General features: G+C 58.9%; 28 protein-coding genes and 1 pseudogene. 4 read left to right on the top strand and 25 right to left on the bottom strand.

Annotated elements, in window-relative coordinates:
* Positions 1-299, top strand: a 299-nt coding sequence (locus tag AC2VNM_RS04590; RefSeq protein ID WP_486912941.1) for a transposase, incomplete at its 5' end; no start/stop codon positions are given.
* A gap of 289 nt (positions 300-588) precedes the next feature.
* Here AC2VNM_RS04590 and AC2VNM_RS04585 read toward each other — a convergent pair.
* The 12 genes and pseudogenes from AC2VNM_RS04585 to AC2VNM_RS04530 form a co-directional block, all read right to left on the bottom strand.
* Positions 589-855, bottom strand: a pseudogene (locus AC2VNM_RS04585) (IS256 family transposase); the annotation flags it as partial.
* A gap of 55 nt (positions 856-910) precedes the next feature.
* Positions 911-2,728 (bottom strand): AAA family ATPase, encoded by a 1,818-nt coding sequence (locus AC2VNM_RS04580; RefSeq protein ID WP_486912940.1) that lies wholly within the window; start codon positions 2,726-2,728, stop codon positions 911-913.
* A 229-nt stretch (positions 2,729-2,957) separates the two neighbouring features.
* Positions 2,958-3,314, bottom strand: a complete 357-nt coding sequence (locus tag AC2VNM_RS04575) for a hypothetical protein (RefSeq protein ID WP_486912939.1) — start codon at positions 3,312-3,314, stop codon at positions 2,958-2,960.
* A gap of 85 nt (positions 3,315-3,399) precedes the next feature.
* Positions 3,400-5,328: a P-type conjugative transfer protein TrbL gene (gene trbL, locus AC2VNM_RS04570; RefSeq protein WP_486912938.1), complete on the bottom strand. Its 1,929-nt coding sequence runs from the start codon at positions 5,326-5,328 to the stop codon at positions 3,400-3,402.
* 12 nt (positions 5,329-5,340) lie between these two features.
* Positions 5,341-5,583, bottom strand: coding sequence for an EexN family lipoprotein (locus AC2VNM_RS04565; protein WP_486912937.1), 243 nt, complete (start codon positions 5,581-5,583; stop codon positions 5,341-5,343).
* 14 nt (positions 5,584-5,597) lie between these two features.
* Entirely contained in the window at positions 5,598-6,347 is a 750-nt protein-coding gene (gene trbJ / locus AC2VNM_RS04560) for a P-type conjugative transfer protein TrbJ (protein WP_486912936.1), read from the bottom strand.
* A gap of 56 nt (positions 6,348-6,403) precedes the next feature.
* A complete protein-coding gene (locus AC2VNM_RS04555) occupies positions 6,404-8,908 on the bottom strand; it encodes a VirB4 family type IV secretion/conjugal transfer ATPase (RefSeq protein ID WP_486912935.1) in 2,505 nt (834 codons plus the stop codon).
* A gap of 39 nt (positions 8,909-8,947) precedes the next feature.
* A complete protein-coding gene (locus AC2VNM_RS04550; protein WP_486912934.1) occupies positions 8,948-9,322 on the bottom strand; it encodes a VirB3 family type IV secretion system protein in 375 nt (124 codons plus the stop codon).
* Between the two features lies 1 nt (position 9,323).
* Positions 9,324-9,704: a TrbC/VirB2 family protein gene (locus tag AC2VNM_RS04545; protein WP_486912933.1), complete on the bottom strand. Its 381-nt coding sequence runs from the start codon at positions 9,702-9,704 to the stop codon at positions 9,324-9,326.
* A 106-nt stretch (positions 9,705-9,810) separates the two neighbouring features.
* Complete coding sequence (locus AC2VNM_RS04540; protein ID WP_486912932.1) at positions 9,811-10,263, bottom strand: ATPase, T2SS/T4P/T4SS family; 453 nt, start codon at positions 10,261-10,263, stop codon at positions 9,811-9,813.
* A complete protein-coding gene (locus AC2VNM_RS04535) occupies positions 10,248-10,763 on the bottom strand; it encodes a P-loop NTPase family protein (RefSeq protein WP_486912931.1) in 516 nt (171 codons plus the stop codon). Before AC2VNM_RS04535 ends, AC2VNM_RS04540 begins: the two co-directional genes overlap by 16 nt.
* Positions 10,760-11,224, bottom strand: a complete 465-nt coding sequence (locus AC2VNM_RS04530; protein WP_486912930.1) for a hypothetical protein — start codon at positions 11,222-11,224, stop codon at positions 10,760-10,762. The genes AC2VNM_RS04535 and AC2VNM_RS04530 overlap by 4 nt, the downstream gene beginning before the upstream one ends.
* Positions 11,225-11,357: 133 nt before the next feature.
* Here AC2VNM_RS04530 and AC2VNM_RS04525 point away from each other — a divergent pair, with 133 nt between their 5' ends.
* Complete coding sequence (locus AC2VNM_RS04525) at positions 11,358-11,654, top strand: BrnT family toxin (protein ID WP_215850744.1); 297 nt, start codon at positions 11,358-11,360, stop codon at positions 11,652-11,654.
* The gene (locus tag AC2VNM_RS04520) at positions 11,623-11,874 is read left to right on the top strand and encodes a CopG family antitoxin (RefSeq protein ID WP_486912929.1); all 252 of its coding nucleotides are present in this window, start codon (positions 11,623-11,625) and stop codon (positions 11,872-11,874) included. The genes AC2VNM_RS04525 and AC2VNM_RS04520 overlap by 32 nt, the downstream gene beginning before the upstream one ends.
* Positions 11,875-11,904: 30 nt before the next feature.
* On the opposite strand, the gene AC2VNM_RS04515 is transcribed toward AC2VNM_RS04520, so the two are convergent.
* The 9 genes from AC2VNM_RS04515 to AC2VNM_RS04475 form a co-directional block, all read right to left on the bottom strand.
* Positions 11,905-13,443, bottom strand: a complete 1,539-nt coding sequence (locus tag AC2VNM_RS04515; protein WP_215851271.1) for a DUF3363 domain-containing protein — start codon at positions 13,441-13,443, stop codon at positions 11,905-11,907.
* Positions 13,440-14,330, bottom strand: coding sequence for a hypothetical protein (locus tag AC2VNM_RS04510; RefSeq protein ID WP_215851272.1), 891 nt, complete (start codon positions 14,328-14,330; stop codon positions 13,440-13,442). Before AC2VNM_RS04510 ends, AC2VNM_RS04515 begins: the two co-directional genes overlap by 4 nt.
* Positions 14,327-15,307 (bottom strand): LPD7 domain-containing protein, encoded by a 981-nt coding sequence (locus AC2VNM_RS04505; protein ID WP_215851273.1) that lies wholly within the window; start codon positions 15,305-15,307, stop codon positions 14,327-14,329. Before AC2VNM_RS04505 ends, AC2VNM_RS04510 begins: the two co-directional genes overlap by 4 nt.
* Before the next feature lie 52 nt (positions 15,308-15,359).
* Positions 15,360-15,755, bottom strand: coding sequence for a hypothetical protein (locus tag AC2VNM_RS04500; RefSeq protein ID WP_226823342.1), 396 nt, complete (start codon positions 15,753-15,755; stop codon positions 15,360-15,362).
* Positions 15,752-16,111 carry a hypothetical protein gene (locus AC2VNM_RS04495; protein WP_215851274.1) on the bottom strand — a complete coding sequence of 120 codons (360 nt, stop codon included), beginning with the start codon at positions 16,109-16,111 and terminating at the stop codon, positions 15,752-15,754. The genes AC2VNM_RS04500 and AC2VNM_RS04495 overlap by 4 nt, the downstream gene beginning before the upstream one ends.
* 51 nt (positions 16,112-16,162) lie before the next feature.
* A complete protein-coding gene (locus AC2VNM_RS04490) occupies positions 16,163-16,444 on the bottom strand; it encodes a hypothetical protein (RefSeq protein ID WP_215851275.1) in 282 nt (93 codons plus the stop codon).
* Entirely contained in the window at positions 16,441-17,622 is a 1,182-nt protein-coding gene (locus AC2VNM_RS04485) for a hypothetical protein (protein WP_486912928.1), read from the bottom strand. Before AC2VNM_RS04485 ends, AC2VNM_RS04490 begins: the two co-directional genes overlap by 4 nt.
* 31 nt (positions 17,623-17,653) lie before the next feature.
* Positions 17,654-21,679, bottom strand: a complete 4,026-nt coding sequence (locus AC2VNM_RS04480; protein ID WP_215851277.1) for a DUF3560 domain-containing protein — start codon at positions 21,677-21,679, stop codon at positions 17,654-17,656.
* Positions 21,680-21,776: 97 nt separating this feature from the next.
* Positions 21,777-22,238 carry a lysophospholipid acyltransferase family protein gene (locus AC2VNM_RS04475; RefSeq protein ID WP_215851278.1) on the bottom strand — a complete coding sequence of 154 codons (462 nt, stop codon included), beginning with the start codon at positions 22,236-22,238 and terminating at the stop codon, positions 21,777-21,779.
* 225 nt (positions 22,239-22,463) lie between these two features.
* Between AC2VNM_RS04475 and AC2VNM_RS04470 the strand changes: the two genes are divergently transcribed.
* The gene (locus tag AC2VNM_RS04470) at positions 22,464-23,126 is read left to right on the top strand and encodes a YajG family lipoprotein (RefSeq protein ID WP_215851279.1); all 663 of its coding nucleotides are present in this window, start codon (positions 22,464-22,466) and stop codon (positions 23,124-23,126) included.
* 195 nt (positions 23,127-23,321) lie between these two features.
* On the opposite strand, the gene AC2VNM_RS04465 is transcribed toward AC2VNM_RS04470, so the two are convergent.
* From AC2VNM_RS04465 to AC2VNM_RS04450, 4 genes are all read right to left on the bottom strand, one after another.
* Positions 23,322-23,621 (bottom strand): hypothetical protein, encoded by a 300-nt coding sequence (locus tag AC2VNM_RS04465; protein ID WP_215851280.1) that lies wholly within the window; start codon positions 23,619-23,621, stop codon positions 23,322-23,324.
* Positions 23,622-23,703: 82 nt separating this feature from the next.
* Positions 23,704-23,934, bottom strand: a complete 231-nt coding sequence (locus tag AC2VNM_RS04460) for a helix-turn-helix transcriptional regulator (RefSeq protein WP_215851281.1) — start codon at positions 23,932-23,934, stop codon at positions 23,704-23,706.
* Positions 23,934-24,860 (bottom strand): DNA adenine methylase, encoded by a 927-nt coding sequence (locus AC2VNM_RS04455; RefSeq protein ID WP_226823343.1) that lies wholly within the window; start codon positions 24,858-24,860, stop codon positions 23,934-23,936. Before AC2VNM_RS04455 ends, AC2VNM_RS04460 begins: the two co-directional genes overlap by 1 nt.
* Positions 24,857-25,633 (bottom strand): hypothetical protein, encoded by a 777-nt coding sequence (locus tag AC2VNM_RS04450; protein ID WP_215851282.1) that lies wholly within the window; start codon positions 25,631-25,633, stop codon positions 24,857-24,859. Before AC2VNM_RS04450 ends, AC2VNM_RS04455 begins: the two co-directional genes overlap by 4 nt.
* Positions 25,634-25,635 lie beyond the last annotated feature (2 nt).

The following is a 25,635-nucleotide window of genomic DNA, read 5'->3' as shown; positions in this document are numbered from 1 at the left end:
GAGAACTCGCTGCTTGGGTGGGGTTGGTACCCCGACAATCGAGTTCTGGGGGGAAGACCCGGTTGGGAAGGATCACCAAAAATGGAGATAGCTATCTTCGTACCCTGTCTGTACAGGGAGCGATGGCTGTCATCCACCATATGGGTGACAAAGAGGGTCCACGCTTTGAATGGATTCGCGCGTTGGTGGCACGACGCGGCATCCAAAAGGCGGCTGTCGCCCTCGCTGCAAAAACGGTACGCACGGCCTGGGTGCTGATGGCTCGTGGTGAGAGCGATCGAATGGCCGTAGCCGTGTAATAGAGAACAAGTGGTTGTAGGAAAGAGGAGGTCAACAGTTTCTCGATTTGCTTGATGACGAATGATGGCGGATAGGTCGGACCGGCACCAACTGAACCTGAATACACCAGAGGCTGTTTGAAGCCGTGAATCTGATGAGGAGTCGGTGCGCCGATAGTCCATCGGGGCCAGGGCGGCACGCCCATAAACAGGCCGAATACATGTTTGCAGTCGAACCAAACCTACATCTACGGCATCGTGCAAAACCGGGGACGTTCATACATGGTGTATGAGCATTTGCTGACATGATTCAGGCGGCGTCCTGTTGGGGATTCTGCGGGGTTTCGTTGGCAGGTATCCCATCGACAGATATCACCCCGGCAAAGAGCTCGCGCAGTCTTTCCGGATGCTGAATTCCCCGCCAGTGCTTCTCAACCTGCTGGATGAGCTTGAAGCTCAGGCCAAGGAAGCTGTTGCGCGAGACGCAGTTCATGGTACGGCTGCTTCGCTGACGCACTGTTGCGAAGATGGACTCAATGGCATTACTGCTGCGGATATGCCGCCAGTGCTCTACCGGGGACTACTCGCCCTCGCTTCGCTCTCCAAGCGAGCAGCGAATTTAATTTGGCAGCTCACATGTTCCTGAATAGTTCTGATACCTCGTCAAATAATTCTGGACGTTCGCTTAGCGCAAAATCGACATATGCTTCTCGTATTTTTATGGAATCAGATTTCAACACATTGCCACAGAAAAGATTAAACAAATATTTTCCCTGAAACTCTGTAATCCAACTTCCATCGTTTATCATTTCTCTAAGCCGACTCTCTTCTTTTCCAAGCCATGCATGTAGCGCCTCATTAGAAAGAGAAGATAACAAGTCATCTCGCCCAAGCGCGATCGACTGAACAATCTCTGAACGCACGATTTCAACGCTTTTTTTGACTATATCTTTCACTTTTGGAACTGGAATTAAATAATTAAATTCCAAATATTCTTTAGCATTCTGATAAAGGTTAAATGGCAATGACTTTTGAGCAATTTCTAATAACTTCTCTGATATAAAATCTGCGGTTAGACGGTCTTTTCCATTAGCTATGTATAACCTTTCGGCCACTAAAGAAAGGTGGTTAGAATCTAAGAAATAGTTTTCTAAGTGCCTTCTTTTTAGACACTTAATTCGCCCATTAGCTTCTAGTATCTGCACCTGATCTGTGCTCAAACCATCTCGATCTCGGATCATATAAAGATCAATACCAAATATAGAATTTCTAATTTGTGATTCGATATTGTTTAGCGCTAAAATGTTAAGTACAGACCCTGATGGGATTACCCTGATATCACCATCCACCCTCTGAGCAATTTTCTGATAGGTAAGCCGATCAATGCTAGAATTCTTTCCCTCAACGAAAACTAGTTTCTTCCCAACCGCGAATAAGCCAAGATTCTGACCGATGAGGTCTGCCACATCCTGATGCTCGTGTCCTAGCTCGCTAAGTTTATGAGCCTGGTTATGACCATCCGCATTTTGGTCAATAAAGTATACATCCCCTGTTGAATAATATGTAGATATCAGATCAGACGAGTGAGTCAAAAAAATAAATTGATTTGTATGATCACCGATACTTTTAAGGGCTTCAATTAGTTTGAAAGCAAGAGTTGGGTGTAAATGCAATTCCGGCTCATCGACAATGATTACTGAGTGCCTAATTTCTTTCCTGGCCACATCAAATAGGACCTTTATTATTTCCTGCTCTCCCGAACTAAGAGAATTGAATGCAAGCGTTTGCCCAGACTCGTCACAGTAATTGAATTGCTTTGGTTTTGCAGGGTCGATTGGGAGAAGAGTTTTGCCTGGCAAGATATGCGCAAATATTTGCTGATATTTTTGAAGAGGATCTGGGTATTTCTCCAATATCTGAGCTCCACATAATTCTGGGTTCTCCTTGATAATATCGGCTAGTTTCTTATCTCTAGCGGCAGATTTCTGATGAATATAATTCATAAAGTCCTGCCATCTGCTAGCGAAGGTATTGAAGTAAAAATTACCTGCGGATTCAGCGTCGTCAGGATCACCACCAAGCCAGTTGACTTGAGTAAAACTGAGAGTCTGAATACTACGATCTGAGTCGATCTGGACAAGTGAACCAACGTATCGGCCTGCTCCATACTTACGGCTATTGATATAGTTCTTAAGGACTTGATTTTGCTGTCCTTGAATGACCGAAATGGAATCTCCGTTAAAATAGTGCGGATCTTTTTCCTCCTCACGTGTTGCAATAATTGTCATGTCCATTTGAGGGGTACCTTGCAATGTTTGCACGATCGCTTGCTTGAGACGTGTTTTCCCCGAGCCGTTAGCACCTGCGATGATGACTGTGTCTCCAAGGTTGCTTAGCGAAAGCAACTTGAGCGGCTTGTGGTCGCGAAGTGTGATTGATCTAATCTTCATTGTTTCTTTCCATTAAAATCCTGCGTATTAGTGAGAATCTTTGTGATTGCAATGTATTATGTCTGTTGACTGATTACCCTGTCTCAGGGTAGGTTGGAATGACCGCTCCCGCTGCGGACCTGACCTTCACGCGCCACTCAGCGAGCTAAGATTAACCATACATGGCATGTATGGAACGAGAAAACCCTGCTAGGAGCGAGAGGATTTCCCAATCTGCGCTCTGTTGCATCTAATACAGCGCGTGCTGTATCGTCGCCCAGAGCCCCGGCAGATGACTCAGCATCATGTGGGGCTTCAGGATCGTCACCACCACCAGGCTGCCCAGGCCGAAGAGCAACGGAACCCCAAGCGTCAGAAGGAGCAGGATCGCTCCCCAACGGAGAAACGTCGGACGCGAATGGGGGTTGGCGAGGCCATGGATGACCTGCCAAATGAGGACAAAGGGAAGCGCAATCACCGCCTTGAAGCCTTCCGCATCGACCTCAGAATACGGCTTTTTACCATAATCAGGATTTGGCTTTTTCACCCACTGTAACTGCCCGTCCACAGACTCCAGCGAGTCAACATAGTGAGATGTGGTGTCCATACGTGGTAGCCTCGCTTTCGTATCGCTCATTTTTTAAGGTATAGATCAAGCCCAATAAAAGGGCAAGGGGCCAAGAAAGCCTTGTTCAATCTTGTCCATGCCCAGTTTGAATGGCATTCACACCGACATCGGTCGGTTTTCCTCCGACAATCTGCTCTTCCACGTGCGCAATACCTCTTTTCTCCGCATACCCCATTACCCTCTCGCCCAAGCTCTTCTTGGGCTGTTGCTGCACCTCCTTGATGGCCTTCACTACGTCATCCAGCGTGGCAGGCTTGGACGCGGGAGATCCGTTATCCGCAGACGCGCTCGAAGCCGGAGCCCCGTTATCCGCTGGTGCCTGCTCACCAGCGGGTGAAGATTCTGCGGCAGGCGCAGTGGCCGAATCTGGACCTTTGGGCGCAGCATCGTGGTCCCCAGAAGCGGTTCTATCAGAACTACGCCCAGCATTCGCAGAAGTATTGTCGGCAGACGCACCCGTCGGTGCGGCGGTGCCTGTCGCAGGAGCCGCGCTATCCGTTTTTACCTGGGCAGTAGAACCCGCAATGCCATCATTGCCAGGAGCCTGCTCACCGGCTGACGATGTGTCCTGTTCCGCAGAGGGTGCCTCGCCAGAACCTTGCGCGGCAACGGTATGGTTCCCGCCCGAGTTGCCGGAGTCGGGCTGTGCCGATTTCGGCCCCTCCTCTTGCGGCTTCCTGAACTTGGGCAGATCCTCCAGCTTCGGAGCCGGGGCGCCGTAGTCGGTCGGACCGTCTTTGGCAGCACAGCCAGGACTGCCAAGGCTCTTCACCAGATCCGCAGGAACCGGTACTCCATCGGAGATCCCTGCCGCACTGCCGAGCATGCCTGCATCGCCTCCAGCTCCGCCCAGGCCGCTGCCCGCCGCAGCACTCAGCGACCCGGCTCCGCTGCCAGTGCCACCGGCACCCGCCGCAGCACCCAAAGATCCGGCACCCATTCCTCCAGCAGCACCGGACAGGGCCGCACCACCGGCGACAAGCCCAGCACCGGCCAGAACCGTTCCGGCACCGATCCCCGCCCCCTCCTTGGCGAGTTCTCCACCCGAGAAGCTGGACTTGCCGGACAAGAGCGAATTGGCAATGGAAGAGGCCTTTTTCGGCAGAAGCGCGATAACGGCACCCAGGATAAGCACCGTAAAGCCCATCTGCAGGGGATTCGCGACATTCTCCATTTCCGTCGTCATCAGGGGGACAATGGAATAGGTCACCAGGTAAGCCAGTGCCGTCAGAATGAAGAGCCGGACACCGACATTGATGGCGTAGTCGAAATAACTGCCCACATACTTGGCCGTCCAGCGCAGGCCGCCACCGGCCAGCATGATGACACCCAGGGCAATGACGAGATAGCTCTCGATCTGCACCATCAGGAACTCCAGGGCCATGATGAGCACGCCAATCCCGGCCAGCAACCCGATGATGGCGCTGATCAGCAATTCTAAAATCAGCGAGACTGGGTTGGATGCAGCGACCAGGTTCACAAAAGCCCCGAGCGCACCGCTCAGATTCCCCGAAAAGAGATCACCAAAAAAGGAACCGGCATTGTGTTTTGCCGCCGCCAAAGGAGCGAACGCCACTCCGAGAAAGGTTTGCAGGGCTTCCGTGGCAATGCGCGAGGGGGTTACCGCCGTCACGCCCAAAGCGTGGGCGCCACCCGCCAGCCCGTTGATGATGGCCGGAATCCAGGTGCCGGAATTGTCCAGCACCGTCAGGAAGAACCCGAGCGTCACCACCTTCTTGATGATCGAGGCAAACAGATCCTCGTGGCCGCGCCGGTTGAGGATGTGGTTCAGGAACAGTACCGAAAACTCCACCGCAGCCAGCGCGTAAAACAGGTCCGTCGCCGCCGTCTGCATGATGCTCTGCCAGGGCAAAATTTTCCCCTGGAGCGCACTCTGTACCTGACCCATGTCCCCCGTCCCCGCCGCAAAAGCCAGCGTCGGCACCAGGGACAGAACCAGTCCGGTCAAACACGGGCGGAGTTTTCTGTGCATGTTACGCCTCCATCACGGCAGAAGGTTCAGGTTGTTCGTGCCGCCACCAAAAAGGGCCTCCGCCGCGTTCACGCGAGCCGCCGTCTGGCAGTTCTTCTTCGCATTACCAGAGAGCGTGTCGGCCTTCTTGCAGCGCGCCAGTTCCCGTCGCAACGCGGCCTTGTGCGTCTCATAGTAGTGCGCGGTGTAGGCAGGCTGATTGCTGCATCCTGCCAGGGCCAATACCGCAAGTGCCATCAACATGTTTGCTTTCATGACGTTCCTCTCGGTCAGGGCAGGAGATTCGGGGTGTTCGTGCCGGGGGCAAACAGACCATCGGCAACCAACTTCCCGGTGGCGTTGGCCTGGGCCTTCTGCTGCTTCTCGTAGGCGATCTGCGCGCGCTCACCGTTCTCGGTGATCGTCGCCAGTTGCTGGATCGCCTTGGTGGTGACGTTGGCAGCGGCTACCGCCGCACCGGCCACCTGTGCCCGGCCCTGGGCGGTCGCTGCCTCCTGCTGGATCGTCTGCATGGATTGATCCTCCGTGGCGAAGTCCTGAGCGGAGAGCCCGAACGACTCCAGGGTGTCCTGCATGACCGTGTTCGTGGAGTTGTTCCAGTTCGCGTAGTTCTGCGACAGGTTCTGGATGGACGCTCCCGCGCCCTGATATTCCTGCGCAAGCTCGGCGCCAATGTTCTGGCCCGCGTAGCCCAGCGCCTGCGCCTGGTCATAAATGCCTTCCAGTTTGTTGATGCTGCCCACCAGCGGATTCCAGATCTGGTTGAACATGGAGATGGGCATGGTCAGCGTGTTCTGCACCATGTTCTGGTAACGCTGGATCATGTTTGCGTACTGCTCAATCTGGGTGCTCACCTCTTCGGCCTGTTTCGCGAGTTGCTGTACCTCGGTGCCTTCCTGAACAATCTGCTCGGGGAGCGTGGCCCCACCCGTTACAGCCCCCCCAGCAAAGGCCATGGGACTGGACAGCAACAACGCCAGTACCAGAGGAAGTCCGCCTTTCCGTCGCGTGTGTTTCATGAAAAATCCCCCCGATATCCTTACTGGGTATAGACCCCGGAGTCCCGAGATACCCGTTAGCACAGGTTCGCCAGGGTGCCCGCCCATTCGTGACGGTGGCGCGGCAACTTTTCCTGGAGCCAGGCCACCGTCCAGCGGTTACCGTGCTGGGCCTTGAGTTCCGCCACCCGCTTCACTTCACGGGGATCGGATACGCCGCAGAAGGCGAGGGTAACCGGCCCCATGGCGAGTTGAATCCTGCGGCTTCCCTCGGGCGAGGACAGGTAGTAGTCCTGCTTGGGCGTGGACTGTGCCAGCAGCTCGATTTGCCGGTCGTTCAGGCCCATGTCCACATACAGGGGGCGCAAGTCCTGGCTGACCGCCATACGGTTTGGCAGATAAATCTTGGTGGGGCACGACTCCTTGATCACCGGCAACAACGGATTCCCATGAAGATCCGCCAGAGACTGCGTGGCAAAAACTACCGCGGCGTTCTTCTTCCGCAGCTCCTTGAGCCATTGCCGGAGCTTGGCGAGGAACAGTTCATCATCGAGGAAGGTCCAGGCCTCATCGAGCAGGATCAGGGTGGGCTTGCCATCCAGCATCCGTTCGATGCGATGGAAGATGTACATGAGCACGGGGACCGTCACCTTCTTCATGGCTGGATTGCCATTCATCAGGTGCCCCAGCTCGAACGTCGTCATGGTCACGTCCGTGAAGGACAGCCCATCCGACTCTGCATCGAGCAGGGCTCCGGTCTGCCCCTGAATCGTATAGAACGACAGGGCCTCCTTGATCTCCGACAACTGCACGGCCTGCACGAAGTTGGTCAACGATCGGCCTTCCCCACGAGCGAGGCCATGAATGGCATCGCGGATGGCCGAACGCTCGGCGGCACCAACCATCATCCCCTGCAACACACAAAGCCCCTCGATCCAATCCGCCGCAAAAGCGGCCTCGGCGGGTTCGTGTACATTCTGTAAGGGCGCAAACGAGAGGTCACACAAAGGGCCGCCCAGGTCATAATGCTGCCCATTCATCGCTTCGGTGAGCGCGTAGACCGACATGCCCTTGTCAAAGGAGAGCACCCGCGCGTCCTGGTACCGCTGCCATTGCGCCGCCAGCAGAGCCAGGAAGGTGGACTTGCCCGCCCCTGTTGGGCCACCGACCAGCGCGTGTCCCAGATCCCCGACGTGGAGATTCAGCCGGAAAGGGGTTGCACCCGTGGTGGCCGCGTAGAGCAGCGGTGGCGATTTGTCTCCGTTCGCCATCGTCATGAGCGGACTTGGGCAACGCGCCTCTCCCGCCCAGATTTCCGTTTTGGGCACAAAATCGGCCACGTTCATACTGTGCATGAGGGGGCGGCGGATGTTTTCGTACAGGTGGCCGGGCAGGCTCCCCAGAAAGGCCTCCACCGTATTGGTCGTCTCCAGATGGGCGATGTAACCACGGTTGTTCAGGAAGGTCCGTACCGCCTTGATCCACTCCGCCAGGACCTTCTCGTCCCGAGCGCGCAGCACGATGGTCAGACTGAAATTGCCGAATTTGACGGCTCCCTCGTTGGCTTCCGTGATCGCCTGCTTGGCATCAAAGGCGAGATTGGTCACGTTTTCGTCGGCAGACAACACCGACTCGCCCTGGCCCGCGAACTTCTGCAATGCCAGGCTTTTCAGATTCTCCCGGGAACCAAACCATCTATCCCGAAGTTTTGCCATATCCGCCACGGCATCCGCCTGGTCCAGCGGCAGGAAGCGGATCGTGTAGCGCAAGGGAAAGGGCAGGCTGTGCAGATGCTCCAGCATTTCGGGGTACGTGGTGTTGGGAAATCCCAAAGCCGTGATGACCCGGATCTCCTCATCGTCTATCGACGGCTCCAGGCCCCCGACAAAATCGTGGTGCCCCAGCACCGCATCCAGATAGGCGGGAATCGTCGGGGCATGGATTGTCTTTCGCGCCCCAGTCAGGCATTCGTGGATATGCGTCAGCAGCCCGTCGGCATCGAGGGCGCGCACCCGATAGCGGGAGCGGAACAGGCCCAGCATCACTTCCAGCATTTGCTTGTACCGCGCGAGAATATCCCGGAAAGCATCTGCCTTCGCGCGCCCAGCGCCTTTCCTTTCGCCCTTCTGCACCAGGGCCTGTGTAACCGCGACTTCGGCGTCCACGGGAGTCCGCCAGGCAATCGTGCAGTAGTAGCGGGACACGAAGTGATGGCCCTCCTGCCCGTATTGCGCGGCCCGCTCCATGTCGATCAGGCGGGAAACCGGATCCCGGAAAGCGCACTCGGCCATGTCGATGTAGCCACCCGCAGGCTCACGAATGGCGGTCACATGCACGCCCCAATCCGTGCCCATGCGCGAAAGTGCGTTGTTCCAGAGTGCCGACAGGCTCTCCAGGTCAGCAACCCCCATACTCTCCAGATCGGGGCCGTCATAGCGGAACCCCGCCAGAAAGCTCCCGTCCTTCTGCAAGGCAATCGCCATGGAGCCTGCACCGCTTTCCCATTCATCGACGAGGAAGGCGATGTTCAGCAAGTCCGGGAGTCCGATCGCCTTGTCGCGGTATTGCCGTAGGTTGAGCATGTTCTGTCTCCGCTATACCCTGTTATTGAAAAAATGGCGTCAGCCTTTCTTGCCCAGCACCTTCGCCAGCAAGGACAGCACCCCGCCAGAGGCCGCAGATTGGGTCTGCTCTTTCGGGGCCTTGTACTTCACCGGCGCATACGCGGTTGCCCCCGCCGAATAAAACGCCTGCTGTCCCCAGTGCCTGCGCACGACGCCCAGCGATTGCGGGTCCCGCTTCGCCATTGAGCGCAGGAAAGACTGTCCCACGCCCCCTACCAGGAGGCTTATGGGAATCAGCCAGAGCGAAAAAAGGATGGGGGCGGCAATGCACACGAACCACAAGGCAAAAACCGCATCCCGTTCGCCCCCCGCAACCAGCAGGGGACGAACGAGAGACTGGTGCAATGGCACCCTGCGCGTATGCTCGGACATCTCACAGCCCGATCAGGTGAACCGCATGACCGGCCACCAGGGACAGGGGGCCGCCATGCCCCATGGTCGCGCCGCCCGTTAGACTCTGGGCGAGCGGTTTGGCATTTGCCAGGACAATTCCGCCTACGGTAGCGCCCAAACCGATCATCATGGCCTTCTTGTGTTCACCGCCATGCCACCAGACCAGACCCGTTCCAACGAGGCCGGCCGCCGTGACGAGGCCGCCAAAGTCCTGTACACCAGTCAGCACCGTGTTCAACCGACTGGAAATCGGGCTGAACACTCCACCGCTGGTGGAGGCAAGGGCTATAGCCGGAGCAAGTGCGAGCACCAGTCCGCCCAGGGTCTTCTGGATTCCTTCCTTCAGTTTCCACTTCTTCATGTCGATGCTCCCATGGCAATGATCCGACGGGAGGGTATAGACCGGGGGGTTGTGGTATAACATGATGGGATAGAGAAGCAGGGCCGCTCTTCCCTTCCATTGATGCTTACAATTCCTTCACCTCATAAATCGCCGTAATCCGCCGCCCAGCCGGGTGCTCAGGGTCTCGGGCGATCTGGATCACCACGTCCACAGCCTCCCGAATCAGGCTCTGCTGCGATGGCACCCCCGCCTCCTGGCAGAGTTGGTCGAGCCGCAACAAGGCCGCTTCGGGGTGATTTGCGTGCAGTGTGGCAATACCTCCGGGGTGGCCAGTGTTCCAAGCCTTGAGCAGCGCGAGCGCCGCCTTGTCCCGCACCTCGCCCACGAGTATCCGGTCGGGTCGATAACGCAGCGTCAGTTTGAGCAATCGGGTCATGTCGATGCCGGCATCGTCGTCCGTCAGGAACTGCACGACGTTGGGGGCGGAGCATTGCAACTCGCGAGTGTCCTCGATGACGACAATCCGCTGATCCGCCCCAGAGGCTTTGGAAATCACATCAATCAGGGCATTGGACAAGGTGGTTTTACCGCTGCCCGGCCGCCGCTGACCAGAATGTTCTTCCGCTCTCGCAGAGCACACTCCAGGAAGTCTCTCTGTGCTTCTGTGATTATTCCCCGCTCCACATACTGGTCCAGCGTGAACACAGAGCGGGCGGGCAGACGAATGGAAAACGAAGCGCCCTCCACCAGCGGTGGAATGGCACCGGCGAATCGGCTGCGCAGAAACTCCGTGGGCATGGCCCCCTCCACGATGGGCTTGTTCCGGCTCACCGTGGTATGGAGGAAGTCGGCCATGAGTCCGAGCACCTCCTGCACAGAATAGGGGTCGATCCGCGCAAATTTCGTCATCCCCTCTCCCAGGCGCTCGACATAGACCTCGCCGTCCGGGTTCGCCATGATCTCCACCACCGTTGGGTCATCGAACAGCGCGACGATGGACTTGCCCAGATACCGCCGCATCTGCTCGATGCGCCGGGAATGGGCCTCCCGCTCTTTCAGGTCGTAGTCGATACTCATGGCGTATCCCCTTCCGCATCGTCCTGGACCGGTTCAATCCGGTGCTGAATGAGCTTGGCGATTTTCCGCAGGGCTATTGGGCGCTTGCCGTCGTAAGCTGCCCCGATCTGCTGGATGTACCGCTCATACCGGGACAACGCCGAGGCCTGGGTAGCCTCCCTTTCCGTTCCAGGCTCCGGCAGGTGAACCAGCATCAGCTTGACGAACACGTCCAGCATGGCTCCGACCATATCCACCTCGGCCAGCACCGCGTCCACATTTTTGTTCATCCCATACAGTGTGGCGACCACCCGCCGCTCCAAGGCGGCCAAACCGAATTGATCGTTCGCCGCCGCGTCCATGCCTCGCATGACATAATCCGTGGCAAGTTCGGTCAAAAACATCTGGCGCGCCGCTGCCTCCAGGCGCAGACGCTTGGCATACTCGTTCTGTAGCTTGATCGTCACCGTGACGGATGGCATGGTTTCCCTCGTATCTTCTGGATGACAGGGTATAGACCGAGGGTGGGGGAGATAGCCGTAGCCAACCGATCGACCTTCCTTCGGGGAAACGTGCTTGCTTGTCTTTGTATAGACAAATGCCTATACTTCATCCATGCAGATCGACGGATTCGATTGGGATATCGGTAACTGGCCGAAATGCGGCAAGCACGGGGTTTCTCGGAAAGAAATCGAAAGCTTGTTTCTCAGCGGTGCTGCACGGGTAGCGCCGGACCTGCGGCACTCCTCACCGGCAGAGATACGCCACATCGCTGTTGGGACCGTAGGCGGGCGTGCCCTGTTTGTGGCGTTCACGCTTCGTGCTCAAAAAATTCGTCCCATCAGCGCCAGATACATGCACGAACAGGAGAGACTGCAATATGAAGAAAGTACCCACGATGACAAGCGATGAACAGGCAGAACAGTTTCTGGAACAGGACCTGTCGGACCTGGACTTTCGGCAGTTCAGGCCCATGCAATTCGAGATAGCCCCCAAGGATACCGTACTCAATATGCGGTTACCGGCCCCGCTACTAGCTGCGGTGAAAGCCAGAGCGGCAGCCAGGAAAATCCCCTACACCCGATACATTCGGATGTTGCTGGAATCGGATGCCGCGCAACACGACAAATGATGGTCTGCCGACCGGGCATTTTCTGTGGCCTTACTCAATCTCTGAGCTAGGTTTGCGTGTGCGGGTTTCTTTCCCGGCCCTTTTCTCCAGATCGGCTTTGCGCTCCTGTTCCTTCTTCCGCCGCTCCCGCTCGCGCCGGGCCTGCAACTCCAGGTGCCAGACCGCCGCAAAGCCCGTCTTGGGATCGAGGGTGTCCCGGTTGCCGTGCCGCTCTTCATGCGCAATCTGGTCGTCCAGGGCCACATCGGGCACCTTCACCGATCGGAAGCCCTGGTCGGGGATCATCACGCCGTAATCCTTGACGGCCACCCCACGGGCGAGCCCGGTCAGGGCTACCAGATGCCGCAGCTGTAGATCCTGTTTCCCGCGCGCCTTTTCCATGGATGCCGTCTGGTACACGATGTGTGCCCGATTATCCACACCCTCCAGCAAGACATAAGAGCGCCCGTTCTCGTCATCTAGGCCAGTCCCCAAAACCCGGCCCACCAGCCGGTCGCCGGGCGCAAGGCGCGTCACCTGCGGCACGCAGCGCGGCTCCGTCATCAGGGCGCGGGCCTGCGCCACCATCCTGGTGCGCGTTTGCAGGATTTGCAGCTCCTTGAGCGCTCGATCCCAGCCGGGTTCCAGTCGCCAGGTGTTCGGGCCAATCTTGTCGGCCACACCAATCTTCACCAGATTCTCCAGCCGGGCAACGCGCAGTCGTCTCTCCTGGATAGCCTTATCGGTCAGGTCATCGGGGTATTCGTCCACCAGCCAGTAGCCGCTTTCGTGATTCTTAGCCTTGCCCTGAATGGCGCGGTCCAGCCGGGTAAAGCGCCTGGCGTCCAACTCCTGCGCCCTCGACCGGATCAGATCCTGTTCCGAGCGGTAGCCAAGCTGTTCCGTGAGCACCTCCGATGCGGCCTCCCGCATTCCCCGCCGAATCAGGTCCGGGGCCAATTGCAAGCTGTCTTTTCCCCGGATCAACAGGTGCACATGCGGATGGCTGGTGTTGTAGTGGTCGGCAGCGATCCACTCGTATTCCTTGCCGAGCACCCACTGCATCTTTTCGTTGAACTTCCGGGTGAAATACCGCAGGCCTTCCGGTCCCATCGGGTCCTCTGGAGCCAGAATTACCTTGAACAGGGCGTGATCGTCCTCCACCTGCCAGGTATTCAGCGCGCGCGGGATGGAAACCTCCTCCGCGTCCGCCGTGAAGCCATGCCCCTTTTCCCCCTCGCGCTGCGCACCCTCGCGCTCCAGATATTTCCCATGGGCTCCCCACTGTCCCGGCTTGCGGTTTTTGACATAGGTCACCTTCGTCGTACACCGCCGCGCAAGGCGCTTGTCCGCAGGACCTTGCGGATAGGGACGTACCGGCAGGGTGTTGCCGAGGTGCGGCAACAGCGAGCGAATGCTCAGTCTGGAGCCTTTCCCGGCACTCGCTCTGGCGCGCTGAATCCGGTTGTGTACGCGAGACGCCTGTGGCCGTCCGAGGGACTGCTCCTCCTCCAGCTGGTCATCGATCGTCTCGACCGAAGTGAGAAAACGCCCCTTGCGGTTCTGGATCGGCTGCGCTTTCTGCGTCATAGCGTATCCAAGAGGGCGCTCAGAACTGGCAGGGCGACACCTAGCACGATGAGCACCAGACCGGCATACCGCAGGACCGGGCGTTTCCACTCAAACTCATCGTAATCCTTGCTGGTCTCGTGCAGTGCCCAACCCGCAAGCGGCAGCAGGACCACTCCAGTCGGAGCACCCAGAAATGCCGACGCAAAGGAATGGCTCCACCAGGGGTAACGACCGGAACCGAGGATGTAGCCGTAGCCCATACCCACGGCGCAGGCAAACAGCACAGTCACTCCACCCAGGATGGCTACCATGGAGGAAAAATGGGACAGCGCATGGCGGGTGACGGCTTCGAGCACCGCAGGCTCATTCACCACCGTCACCGGGGGCGTGGGAGCCACGGGCGCTGCCCCCGGTTCCTTCCCGGGTGCTTCCGGTTTTCCTGGCTCTATACCATCCCGACGCGCAGAGTCCGGTGGCTGTGGAGACCCTTCCTGCTCCGCCGCGTTTGCCTGAACCTTCGTAGCGATGGCAAGTTGGGGGGCGGCAGCGTCATCGGAATCCTCTTCGCCCATATCCAGCAGGGCCTGCACATCGTCGCGTACCGCTTTCAGCTCACGGGACAGTTGCTCGACATGCCGGGAAACCACGCTTTCCACCAGCGGCCCCAGGGATTCGGCCGGAGCGTCGGAGGCCTCGACGCCTGGTGAGGCTTGAGCCCCAAAAGGGGATCTCCCTCCGCCAGGAGTCTGCCCCCCGCCATGGGTCTGCTCGCCGCTGGAGGTCTGCTCGCCGTCGGCACTACCTTGCGACACCTTGGGAGTTGCCCTGGAGCGGGTGGCAGGCCGGGGAGAGGGGGTCGCTACCAGCTCTTCACCGGCTTTCAGCAGATCGTCAATCTCGCTCATAGCCCAATTCCCTTTTCCACCGTTTTCTGCCTGGCCGGAGCGCGATTCACGGATGGCCCCAGGGTATTCCTGGCTTCCAGCGCCTTTTCGTAGGCCCGCTTCCCATGCTCCGTGGCGGGCTCCAACTGGATACCCAGGCGCACCGCCATCTCGATGGTCTTTTCCTCGAATGCCCGGCTCCCGGAAAACCGGACCGGTTCTCCAAAACGCTCCTTTGCCGCCTTGAGCGCTACTTCGACGGACTTGTTGCGGCGCTCCTCTGCCTCACGGCCAATACCCAGCATGGCCCGGTTCGTAACACTCACCTTATCGCCGTGGTCCAGGACCAAGGGTTTGCCCCGCTTGGGATCGGCGAGCAGGACTTCCGGGGGAGACTTCTTCGGAAATACGCGGGCGGGTTCCGGTTCTGGGGTCTTCTGCCCTGGAGCCTGCGCATCCGTCGCCGGGCTACCCGGCCAATCCTTCGTCAGGTCTTCCTCCTTCGCTGGCTCCGTCACCTCGGGGTAAGCCTCCGGTTGCCCCGGGTCCCGTACCACACTGACGCCCGCCTTCATGGGCATCACCGGGCCCGCGGCAAACGGCACCGGCTCCGCCTCCACCGACTTGTCTTGCCCAACGTCTTTTTTCAGAGGTGCCTCAGCCAGTCCCGGCTCGCCTGGTGCGGGGTTTTCTACCCCCAGTTGCTGCTCCACATCCCACGACGGGCCGAAGTTGATTCCCTCACCCTCCGGGGAGGGGCCGGACCAGCGCCCCTCCTGATCCAGACGGGCATGAATCTGGTTCGCCACAAAGCCACGGCTATGCGGGTTTTTCTCCACGAGCTTCAAGATTTCCTGGTGTAACGGATCGTCCGAAGGAATGAAGGCACTCATCTGTGCGTCCTCATGACGGACGTGCAGGCCTTGGGTCTTTCCCTCGCTGGTGGCCACCACATCCAGCGGGCCGTAAGAAAACAGGTGATCGAGTTCTGCTGCCATGATGGGGTTTCTCCTGTGCTGGCGTAATGAATGGCGCTGTGGCTTCCGAGGGTTACCCGACCAGGGCCTCCGCATCCCCATTGGGATTGATGACCGCCGACTGGTATTCCCGGACGCTCACGCCCATCGCCGCGGCCACCTCCTCATCCGGCAACTGTTCCGCCACCACCACCTCCTGCCCACGGCGGGACAGATAGGCCAGCGCCTTGCGCACCACCGACAAATCCTCCGTGTCGCTGCACAGAAAGATCAGATCGGGGGCTTCCTCCCGCAGGAACCTGTCGAGCGCCAGTTGAAAACCGCCATCTCCATGAGGATCGTTTACCGCTACCGGACATTCGGGCGTGCTGCCTATCCGCAGGTTGTAGGCAGCGGCCACCTCCGATACCGGAACTTCCTCAACAAAAACACTCAGGATCTTGCGGATCACCGATTGCATGACACTCATCGCTTTTGCTCCTCGAAAAGCAACCACTGGGAAATCCTGTCCACGCGCAATTCCAGGCGCACCAGGCGCCCACAGAAATCGTCACATTGCGGCTCTGGCGGGGAACCCTTGCCCAATTCCTGGCGGACAGACAAAAGGAGGGACCGAGCAGTCCGCAACCATCCGACGGCCTCCGTTACTTCCCACTGCTGTTGTCTGTCGAGTTGCGGCAGGACTTCGGACAAGGAACGCCAACCGCCCCGAAAAAAGTGCGGCAGGTTCCTGACAATGATTCGGGAGAGCTTGCCCTGCGCACGCTGCACATAGTCCTCGACATCATCCAGGGTCAGGGCAAGCTCGGAGTCCTGGCAATACATGAGCGGTCCCCCATACATCCATTGCTGGGGTATAGACCGCGAGGGATAACGCTAGAGGGGAATTCCCAGGGAAGCTCCGGCTATCTGCTTCCCCACCTCCTTTTTGAGCGCAAGACTCGCCGGCTCAAAGCCCAACGCCCCAGCGCGCACCAGAAGCCGGTCTACCCGGCGCTGGGCAAGGAAACGCTGCGTCGATCCGACCGGCAACCCTGCCGGATCGGGAAACTCCCGCAGTTGCGTCAGGATCGCCTCGATTTTTGCCCTCCGGGCGGCCTGCGCTTCGTGCGAGAGGGCTTCCTCCGCCCACTCGACCATCTCATCCGTCACACTCATCGCGCCATCTCCTTTTGTTTGCCCGGCTCGGGAGCACGGCGAGCCACCTCTGGGGCCTTGTAGGGTTCCAAGGCCTTCGCTCCGACATCAAAGCGTTCCTGAATAAGCCGGGCCTCACGGGAGTTCGCGCCGATCGCGGCGAGCTGCTCGTTCATCCGCACCTGGCGGGGCCGGTCGTGGATGGCCTCCAGGGTTTTCTTGCCGTCTCCGTCCTGCCCACGGACATACAGCTGCGCCTGTAGAGAGGCATCCCGATGTTCCGACGGTTCGGAGCGCGACAAGGCGACCAGGATCCGCTTACCATCGGCAAACCGGGCCTCCGCCTGCATCCCACCAAGCTCCCCAGGCTGAAACTGCAAGGGAGCCTTTTCGTATTCCCCAGTTTCCCGGTTTCGGCGCTGCAAGGTGCCAACCAGCTCTCCCTCCTTTTCGTGGAGCGACAGGTTGTGCCAGACCCCATCCCGGTCCTTCGCGCCCATCTCCAGGGCCGGATACTTCTGGGGGGCTTCACTGGAGAGCCCCAGGGATTTCATGCGCCCGGACAGGTCCTCGGCCAGCTCCAGAAAATACTTTTCCCGCGCGCTGTCTGCGAGTTGATTGAGCACCTTCCGGTCGGTCATTCCCGCATCCAGCATCGGTTGCTGGATGGCCTTCACCCGCTCCACGGCTTTGGCGTTGTGCTCTGGATTTGCGGTGATTTCCGTACCATCGGCCCCCTTCAGGGTCGCCACATGATTCGCATAGGTCTTGCCGTCCCGCTCCACCAGACTGGCAAATCCACCGATGGTGACTTCCTTGCCCGCATGATCGGGGATGGCCGGGTCCAGCTTGGCCAGCAGACGCTGCGCAAACTCCGAGTTCAGGTCCGCAGACAACAGGGTTTTGTCTCCGTGGACATCTTCGAGGGTCACCCGCAATTTGTTTCGGGTTTCGCCATTCGGATGCGTCTGCGCGACCGCCACATCCACCAGTTTGCCGGTGAGATGTTCCTCATAGCGCACACCCCGTGCCTTGAGGGCCGCACGCGCCGCATTCTTGGCTTCCGGGGACGCACCGTGTTTCCAGGCATCTTCGCCAACCTGCTTTCTTGCCTCATTCAGGGCCATCCGCGTTTCGGCATCACCGACCCGCACAAAGCCATCCACGATATTGTTCCGTTCCATCATCCGCGTTGCCATGACACTCTCCTGTTCATTCTCCTGCCAAAAATTACCGATCCAGCCCCTGGGCTTTCCCCTGCACTTTTTCCGGGGCCCGATACGCTCCCATGCCTGCCGCCAGCTCCTGGCGCTGCATGATCTTGGCATCGACGCCAAGCCGTTCCGCCACCCACTTCGCTTCCGGGCTGTTCACACCATCGGCCCGCAGCTTGCCTGGGGCATCGTTGAGCCGTCTCCAGGTGAAGGACTGCCACTCGGGAGCAGGCGCAGAGCAAAGCAGATCGGCCTCGACTCCACCGTTTCCAGGAGACAGCCGCACCGCAAACGTACGGCCATCCGGCAGTTCCATGCGGGCACCCAGCTTGGGGACATCGGGAATCTTTGCGGACAGGAACGGCTGCAAAACACCCTCAACCGTTTCACCGCCGGCAATCTCCAGCTTCGCCAGCACCTCTCCGTCTTTTTCCCGGAGCGAAAGGGCATAGCGCGTCCCATCTCGACCACGAATGACCGCCGTAGGGGCAGGATCGGGAGCCTTGCCGGGTTCTGGATGCTTTGCGTGCAGGCCGGATTCAGGCGCTGTGGATGGCTGAGGCACCTCCCGATCGCGGCTGGCTGGATACCATTCATCCAGCTGTTGGATCGCCTGCTGCGCGGCGCGGACCGCATTGCCGGTCCACTGCCGTTGCCACGCGCCCTCCGATGGAGCCCAGCGGAATCCGCTCTTCTTCATGAGGTCCCGAACGGCATTGTCCGGCTTTTCCTCGAAGAGGAACTGAATACGGTTGATCGCCTTGTTCTCCCGCACCTTTCCCCAGGCAAATTCCGTGGTCCGGTCCTCCAGGGATGCGGCTTTCTCCAGCCCCTTAATCCGCTCCTCAATGCGGCGGATGTTGGCTTGGTTATTACTGAGGGCATAGGGCGGGAAGCCCACTCTGCCCGCAAAGTCTGGGGCAAGGACCTTCTCGGCCTGGGAACGGCTGAAACCAATGCGCTCCAGGCCGGCCTTGCGCTCTTCCGGGGTCTGGAACTTGCGAATGACGGCATTCGCCGCCTTCATCATCTCCTGGGATTTCTTGAGCCCTTCGAGCTTTTCCTTGAGCTTCCGCACGGCTTCCGGGTCATCGGCGCTGATGGCGTTCGAGATCCGCTCAGCGCGGGCCTGGTAGTAATCCGCCTTGTCGAGGAGCGTGAAGCCCTTGCCGAACGTGTCGTGAATGCGCGCACGATACCTGCGGTCCCGGTGCTCGCTGTGGTGACCGACCAGGATCGGCTGCCCAAAGGGTATGATCTCGGCCATCCTCCTTGCCTGGTCCAGCCGGGCAAGCGCCTTGGCCCGCGTTTTTTCCGCGAGGGCCCGATACCGATCTTGGCGAGCCTTCTGCTTTTCCTCGAAAGGATTCAGAGCCTTGGGCTCTGGGGCCTTTCCCGGCGCATGGGCCGGCTCAACCGCTTTCGGCCTTTCCGCCAGCGGAATCTTCGCCGCCTCCATGGCTTTTGCGATATCCCCAGATGGCTCCAGCGCCTGAATCGCCCGGCAATACGACTGAAAACGCGAATCCTTCAGCCACACCGTTTGCCGAGTTTTCGGGTTTTCCAGGTGCCGAAGCGTGACTGCGCCCTTTTGGTGATTGCCTACGGTCGTATACCCTTCGGCCACTTTGGCGGCTATCCACTCCTGGCCGTCCAGGGTCTCCGCGCTTTTCTCGGAAAGTCGGACGTTGATAGCGGTCAAAGCGTCAAAGGTTTGCCGAACCGCCTTGCGCGGAGCCTCCTCGGCACGGCTCCTTTCGGCCTCCTCGCGCGCCTTGTGCAGCGCCTCGACACGTTCTGGGCCTGCCCAGGCCTCCAGCTGCGCTACCCGCTCTTTCTGGGTGCGGCCAAGGGGTACCTGTGTCAGCAGGGTGAACGCCTCTTCGGTGGCCGGATTCTGGCTGTTATGGCCTATCCAACCCGTCAGGGTCTTGAGGTCCTTCTCCTGCACCGCCGTAACCAGCTTGTCGACCATGGGGCTGTCTGGTCCGGCCTCGATGCCATGTTTCCAATACACCGCCTGGACGATCTCGCGGGGCTCGTGCAACGTGCCCGCCCGCAGCAATGCTTTGCCGTACTCACGGAGCCGCTCCCGGAACCCCTCGCGCAGCTCCATGTTCAGATCGTGGAACCGATCGCCGATCGCCCGCGACTGTGCACGGGCGCTTTTGACGACCGGCAAGTCCGTGATGCTTCCCCTCGAAAGCGCCTGTGCCAGATGCAACTCCGGGGCCGAAGCTCCCCGGTTTTCTCCCTCGCGGATGATTCCAAAAACATCATCAACGCCTTTGTTGAAATCCCGCGCCAAGTCAGAAAAACCACGGAAATCAGCCGGGGCCAAACGGGCAGCGCGTTCGCGGGCTTCTGCCATGAGTTTGCCTGCACGCTCCGGCATTTGGTCGTAAAATGCCTTGTACTCCTCGATGGCCTTTTGCTCCGGTGAAAGGCGCTCGGGGGCGTTCCGGTCAAAGCCGTGGGCCTGCTCGATCCCGACAAGGCGGAAGGAGCCATTCTTGCCATAGACCGTGCCTTCCATGCCCTTGTCCGGGCCGATTTCCGCCCGCAGGTGATAGCGAATGTCTCCACCGCTGGTATCCAGCGCGGCAATGACGCGCCCGGAAAAGGGCTCGCCGTGCAACGGATCTTTGACGTGCGGTTCGAAGCGCACCAGATCGCCCACCTGGGGGCTGCGCATTCGCTTCAGGCCTTGTTCCATCTGGGTGGCGATTCCAATGATGTTGTCGCCTTCCAGACCAACCGCATCCGCATAACCGTGCGGATCGCTGCGCAGCGCCTCCGCCCACCGTTCGGCCCGCTCAGGATCGCGCATTGCCGATAGCTGGATGAATGCCTCGGCGTTCGCCACAGCATCCCCGCCCAGGCCGGTAGGCAATCCACCAGGCCAGTCATCACCAACAGCGGGGGCGGAGACACGCTCACCCTGGCGAATCCGGTTGCGCTCCTCCAGGTGCGCGACAAGTTCTGGATCGAGTGTGGCAGGAGTGAGGCCGTTGGCTTGCAACGCGCGCTCTTCAGCCTGGCTTTTGCCTGGGGTACGGTTGTCCACTTCGACACCGGGTGCGGCAATCTCAAGCTCTGGCGTCCGCATCAGCAGGTAATCCGAAATATCCTGGGAATCCCGGATCGTCTGCATGAGGATTTTCTTGCGATCCTTATCGGGTAGGGCCTTGAGCCACCCTGCGAGATAGGCAGCACTGTTCACGGTTTCGCGGCCTTCTTCCAACTCCTGGGAAGCAGGGTCAAAGCCAATGCCAAGAGCCGCCGCCGTCATGGCCGCCGACATCTCGGCCCGCAGTTCCTCCAGGGCATACTTCTCGGAACCAAAGGGATTGCCCAGTTCGCGGTTCAAGCGGCTTTCATGGCCGGTCGCATGAGAAAGCTCGTGCAGAAAAGTAGTGTCGTGGCCGGTTGCCGTATGAAAGCTATCGGCCAGAGGCAAATTCACCGTGTCCGTCGCAGAGCGATAAAGCGCCCGGCCACCACCGCGAGTGACCTGCACCCCCATCTCCTCAGCCAGCTTTTCGATGCGGGGGTCTGGTTTGCCCTCCAGTTCGTGATTGGGGTCCGGGCGCTCCAATGGCGGAATGCCGTCGATTTGCGAGGCGTGGAATACCGGATAGTGGCGGATGGAGACGGCCTGCACCGGAGCGTCCGGGTCGCCACCCTGCGCTATCCGATTCTGCCGCTCCTCTTCCGTGGGCTTGCGATCATAGGGGGTGTACTTCTCGATGAACACTAGGGCATGTTCGCCCTTGCGCACCTGCCAGCCCTGCTCCTGGGCTTGCCTGTAGGTACACCAGCGGGGATCGGTCGGGTCCGGGGAAAACGCAAACAGAAACTCGGCATTGACACCGCGATAGGGCTTGCCAGTAACAGCATTGACGGGGGGTTGGATGACGCCAGCCACCCAGGGCTTCTGCCAGTGTGCGTCGCCTTTCTCCATCATCTCGATGAGGCGATCCGCCAGTTCCAGGCGGCGGTCTTTGGGTTCTTCCGGGGTACGGTTCGTTCGGGCGGACATCGGTCAATCTCCAGCTGCAATCTCCACAGCGGGGGTATAGACCGGGGCTTTGGGGTATAGCTGTTACAATCCCCGATCCTCTTCTGCCTGAGAACTGCTATGGGAGTCGGTGAGCACACAATGGCTCATGGGGCGCATCGGCAGCCTGCCGGTTTGGCTGCACCACAAAGGGGATTCTGCCGCTATGATCGAGTTGCATCTCCGTCACCATGGGGCGAACCCTACAAATGAGCCAGGCGGCTCCCGGCAGGTCGGGCCGATCCGGGCGGGCAAGACCTGTGCCCTGCGGGAACAGCACTACGCAGCCGCCCCCCTGTAGTGTCTGAATCAGCGTGCGCATACCCATAGGACTGCGCTGATCCAACGGAGCCATCGTGTGGCGGCCCGTAAGCCAGCCGTACCAATTCAGGACACGGCGGTAAAGAGGATGGCGAGCATAATCGGGATCAACGGCAAAAAGACTGCCGCGATGGCCGCCAATCCGGCGCAGGTGCCAGGCGACGACGAAGCCATCCCAGAGGGAGGCGTGCGGGCGGACGAGAATCAGATGGCCGGGCATGGCGGGGCTCCCAGTGGTAGACCGAACGCCGGGGTATAGACCGATCTCGGCGGAGATAGGACGTGGGCCTAGCCGCACCACTGCCGATGTCTGTTTCCCCTTTATCTTGCGTTCCGAACTCTTCATTTGCCTCTCTGATCCCCGCTAGAGTCTGCGGATCAGGACCAGGAGAGCCTCCGTAGCGTGGTATAATGGGGCCGTATTCCGTTAAGAAAGGATCTTACGATGAGCCGCAAAACCTCTCTCGCTGCCAAAGGCACCATCCTGCTTGCCGCCGCCATGCTAACCGGCTGTGCGTTCGTACCAGACACGGTACACCCGGCGTACGCGCCAAACACAACCGACACGAAGATCGCGCCCGCGTCAAATATACGCGTATACGTCTTGGCGCAAAATCGCAAAAAACATAAAAACGAAATTAGCGTCGAGAAGGACGGCTACGATATACCCATGGCCGGGGTCTACATGCACGTCGCCAAAGATTTCAAGGCGGCATTGGAGACCGCCCTTGCTGATCGCGGATTTACCATATCGAAAGATCATGGTGATGAGATGGTTGTCGTAATCAACCATTTCTTTTCACATGAGACAAATGGGTTTAGCGGTATCACCCAAAACGGAGACTCTTCTGTTCTCGTAAAAATAAGTAAGAACGGAAGAGCTTACCTAACAAAAAGATTTTCGGTTCAGAACCTAAAACTACAGACCGGCGTTATCAACTTTTCGACCCTTGCGTATAGATCAAAAATCGCAAAGGCCTTATTGAATAAGATCGTCAACCAAATCGTCTCCGACTCGCAGGTCATCGACGCCCTGTTCCAGGCCGCCGGAAAGACCCCTCCTGCCAATCTGGGCGTTACCGTCCCGGCCAGCGTTTCCGCCAACTGAGGCGGATCACCGCCAGCGCCGAGCGGATACGACTGGTGCTGGCATCAGCACCCTTCGCCCAGCAACAGGAAGAAGATGAAAGTGACAGAAGAAGTAGCCGATTGTTGCTTCGGTCGCTTTGTTTGACATGGCGCCGAGCGACTTTGCCAACGGTAGAGGACGGAGAATCGTGTCACATAGCTTGTGGATTGGAACCTACAACCAGAAAACAACCACCTTGACGAGCTTGCCCGCCCGTTTCTGGACTTCCACATGGCCGCTGAGCGTTCCGCCCGCATCAAGCTTGCGCAGTACCGCGTCGCGGTTGCTGTCCTTGCGATAGAGCCAGCCAAGCGGAATTGATGGGAAGCCCTCAAGCCAAATGCCCACGGCATCAGCGTCAAAGTCGTTGTGTAGATCTCGGGCCAATTCGACACGGTTATCTTTGGGAATCCCCCGGAGACCGGACACCGCAGGAAACTCCCGATTGAAAGCTAGGTTAGAGACTCGACGCATTCCGTACCTCCATCACTCATAAAACCCTGACCCCGAAACGACAATGGGCATATACCGAGCGCATCCGAGATAGGGTCGCTGACTAAATCGACAACCCCTGGCGGGGCCTGCCGATCCGCACGGGATGATGCCTCTCTACAGGCTCACTTTGGGAAAGCCACTTCTGCACCTCGGACTCCCGGAAACGGACCAGGCGCGGACTGCCGGGGACGATCACCCTGGGCGGCAGGCGATGGCTGGGCCACTGCCGAATTACGCTGTAGCTCACCCGCAGGATCTCGGCCAATTCTTTCATGGTCAGCAACCTGTCCATCACTCCGCTCCATCCCCAAACAGATTCAGGGTTGCAGGACGGGAGGCATGTTCGCGGTTCCATTCGGCAAGCCTTGGATTCAGCCAGACACGCTCTACCCGCTCCATCCCCTGCCAGTCCACGCGCTCGCTGGACTGGTTTGCCTTACAGCGTAAGGCAAAATCCCGCCATTCCCAGCCATCACACTCCAGCAGGGTCGCGTATAGCTCGCTGGGGTAGCCGCTGATTGCTACATATCCCTGCGCCCCTTTGAGCGCACTCAGCAGACGGGTATGGTCATCCGCGCTCAGTTCGTGTTCATAACCGCCGTCAGAGCGCGTCTCCGCGAGATAAGGGGGGTCGCAGTAAATGATGGTGTCCGGCCCATCGAATCGCTCGATGACCATTACCGCGTCATCATTCTCGATATACGCATAGCGCAGCCGATCCCGGACCAACAGCAGTTCGTGATCCACCACAAAAGCCATGCTGCGGGCACGGTTGTCCACACGCGCAAATGCCCAGGATGGAGTACGTCCCGTGGACTCACCCACAAACGCACTGCGGGCTAGGTAAAAGAACTTGGCAGCCCGTTCCAGTGGCGTCATGTCGTCTGAGGCCAGATTGCGCCATTTGTAAAATAGGGATCGGCTATAGGGTACATTCTGCAAATACCGAACCAGATTATCTCCATCGTCACGCAATACCCGAAAGAAATTGATGATTTCCTGACTTCTGTCGTTGACGACCTCTACACCGCGAGGCCTACGCGAGAAGAAAACCGCACCGGCCCCCAAAAATGGCTCAACGTACGTGCTGGTCGGGCATGGTGGCGGAAGCAGGGCATGGATTTCTCTCGCCAGCCTGCGTTTTCCACCCACCCAGGGGAAAGGCGGCTCGACCCTGGCGATGCGGTCGGCCAGCGCCGTTGCCATTACCGCTGTCATGGCATAACCTCATCCACGAGATGCAGGACTGCCTCAACTCGCGAGCGATGTGGGCAGCGCACATGCTGCCCAAAAATCCGGCTTTCCTGGGCACGCTCTGTCAACAGTTCCAGGGCGACACCGTTTTTCGACCAGTCCATGAGTTTCTGCAAGGATTGCAGGAGCAGGACGCAGGCTTCCTCCCCTTTTGTCGGACGATCATGGTCAAGATTCCACGGTGCGAGGGCATAGCGGTCAGCAAGGCCACCATCGTCGCCATCCAGACTGTCCACGAAACGGAGCGTGTTGATCTCTTGCCCGATTTTGGCCTTCTGCCTGGCGTCGGCACCCATCGCCGCACGAATCAGTCGATCACGGCCACCGCGAAAGTCCCCTTCCAGCCCGGACAGACGCTCAACTTCGGTATCCCGGCGCAGATACTCCCTGGCCCAGGCCACGGGCTCCGGATTGGGAATCAACGCGAAATTGTGTGTCGCCGTCAGCCGCATCAGGTATTCCGTGCTCAAGGCCTCGGCATACTCCAGGACCTCTTCCCCGGTCCTGCCGGGCATCACCCGGCGGACATAGCCGAAGAACTGCGTCCGGCATTGTTGCAAAGCGAGGGAAAGCAGGTTATGCCAGAGGGCTCTTTGTCGGGGCCGCAACTCGATACCAGCATTCACGTAGCGGGTCAGCCGGACGGCGGCCTGTAATTCCCGACCACGCCACTCCTCTACCGAGGAAAGATCACCCCTGAGAAAAGCCGTTAAATCCAATAGGCCTGCGTAGTTCATGT

This window comes from Acidithiobacillus sp. TH-A67 (assembly GCF_057473545.1).
Note: the sequence above shows the minus strand (reverse complement) of the source record. Positions and strands in the feature narration are given on the sequence as shown.

Bases quoted from the DNA above. Each gene is read 5' to 3' on its own strand.
- AC2VNM_RS04580 (WP_486912940.1), bottom strand. From the start codon at position 2,728: ATGAAGATTAGATCAATCACACTTCGCGACCACAAGCCGCTCAAGTTG.
- AC2VNM_RS04575 (WP_486912939.1), bottom strand. From the start codon at position 3,314: ATGGACACCACATCTCACTATGTTGACTCGCTGGAGTCTGTGGACGGG.
- trbL (WP_486912938.1), bottom strand. From the start codon at position 5,328: ATGCACAGAAAACTCCGCCCGTGTTTGACCGGACTGGTTCTGTCCCTG.
- AC2VNM_RS04565 (WP_486912937.1), bottom strand. From the start codon at position 5,583: ATGAAAGCAAACATGTTGATGGCACTTGCGGTATTGGCCCTGGCAGGA.
- trbJ (WP_486912936.1), bottom strand. From the start codon at position 6,347: ATGAAACACACGCGACGGAAAGGCGGACTTCCTCTGGTACTGGCGTTG.
- AC2VNM_RS04555 (WP_486912935.1), bottom strand. From the start codon at position 8,908: ATGCTCAACCTACGGCAATACCGCGACAAGGCGATCGGACTCCCGGAC.
- AC2VNM_RS04550 (WP_486912934.1), bottom strand. From the start codon at position 9,322: ATGTCCGAGCATACGCGCAGGGTGCCATTGCACCAGTCTCTCGTTCGT.
- AC2VNM_RS04545 (WP_486912933.1), bottom strand. From the start codon at position 9,704: ATGAAGAAGTGGAAACTGAAGGAAGGAATCCAGAAGACCCTGGGCGGA.
- AC2VNM_RS04535 (WP_486912931.1), bottom strand. From the start codon at position 10,763: ATGAGTATCGACTACGACCTGAAAGAGCGGGAGGCCCATTCCCGGCGC.
- AC2VNM_RS04530 (WP_486912930.1), bottom strand. From the start codon at position 11,224: ATGCCATCCGTCACGGTGACGATCAAGCTACAGAACGAGTATGCCAAG.
- AC2VNM_RS04525 (WP_215850744.1), top strand. From the start codon at position 11,358: ATGCAGATCGACGGATTCGATTGGGATATCGGTAACTGGCCGAAATGC.
- AC2VNM_RS04520 (WP_486912929.1), top strand. From the start codon at position 11,623: ATGAAGAAAGTACCCACGATGACAAGCGATGAACAGGCAGAACAGTTT.
- AC2VNM_RS04515 (WP_215851271.1), bottom strand. From the start codon at position 13,443: ATGACGCAGAAAGCGCAGCCGATCCAGAACCGCAAGGGGCGTTTTCTC.
- AC2VNM_RS04510 (WP_215851272.1), bottom strand. From the start codon at position 14,330: ATGAGCGAGATTGACGATCTGCTGAAAGCCGGTGAAGAGCTGGTAGCG.
- AC2VNM_RS04505 (WP_215851273.1), bottom strand. From the start codon at position 15,307: ATGGCAGCAGAACTCGATCACCTGTTTTCTTACGGCCCGCTGGATGTG.
- AC2VNM_RS04500 (WP_226823342.1), bottom strand. From the start codon at position 15,755: ATGAGTGTCATGCAATCGGTGATCCGCAAGATCCTGAGTGTTTTTGTT.
- AC2VNM_RS04495 (WP_215851274.1), bottom strand. From the start codon at position 16,111: ATGTATTGCCAGGACTCCGAGCTTGCCCTGACCCTGGATGATGTCGAG.
- AC2VNM_RS04490 (WP_215851275.1), bottom strand. From the start codon at position 16,444: ATGAGTGTGACGGATGAGATGGTCGAGTGGGCGGAGGAAGCCCTCTCG.
- AC2VNM_RS04485 (WP_486912928.1), bottom strand. From the start codon at position 17,622: ATGGCAACGCGGATGATGGAACGGAACAATATCGTGGATGGCTTTGTG.
- AC2VNM_RS04480 (WP_215851277.1), bottom strand. From the start codon at position 21,679: ATGTCCGCCCGAACGAACCGTACCCCGGAAGAACCCAAAGACCGCCGC.
- AC2VNM_RS04475 (WP_215851278.1), bottom strand. From the start codon at position 22,238: ATGCCCGGCCATCTGATTCTCGTCCGCCCGCACGCCTCCCTCTGGGAT.
- AC2VNM_RS04470 (WP_215851279.1), top strand. From the start codon at position 22,464: ATGAGCCGCAAAACCTCTCTCGCTGCCAAAGGCACCATCCTGCTTGCC.
- AC2VNM_RS04465 (WP_215851280.1), bottom strand. From the start codon at position 23,621: ATGCGTCGAGTCTCTAACCTAGCTTTCAATCGGGAGTTTCCTGCGGTG.
- AC2VNM_RS04460 (WP_215851281.1), bottom strand. From the start codon at position 23,934: ATGGACAGGTTGCTGACCATGAAAGAATTGGCCGAGATCCTGCGGGTG.
- AC2VNM_RS04455 (WP_226823343.1), bottom strand. From the start codon at position 24,860: ATGACAGCGGTAATGGCAACGGCGCTGGCCGACCGCATCGCCAGGGTC.
- AC2VNM_RS04450 (WP_215851282.1), bottom strand. From the start codon at position 25,633: ATGAACTACGCAGGCCTATTGGATTTAACGGCTTTTCTCAGGGGTGAT.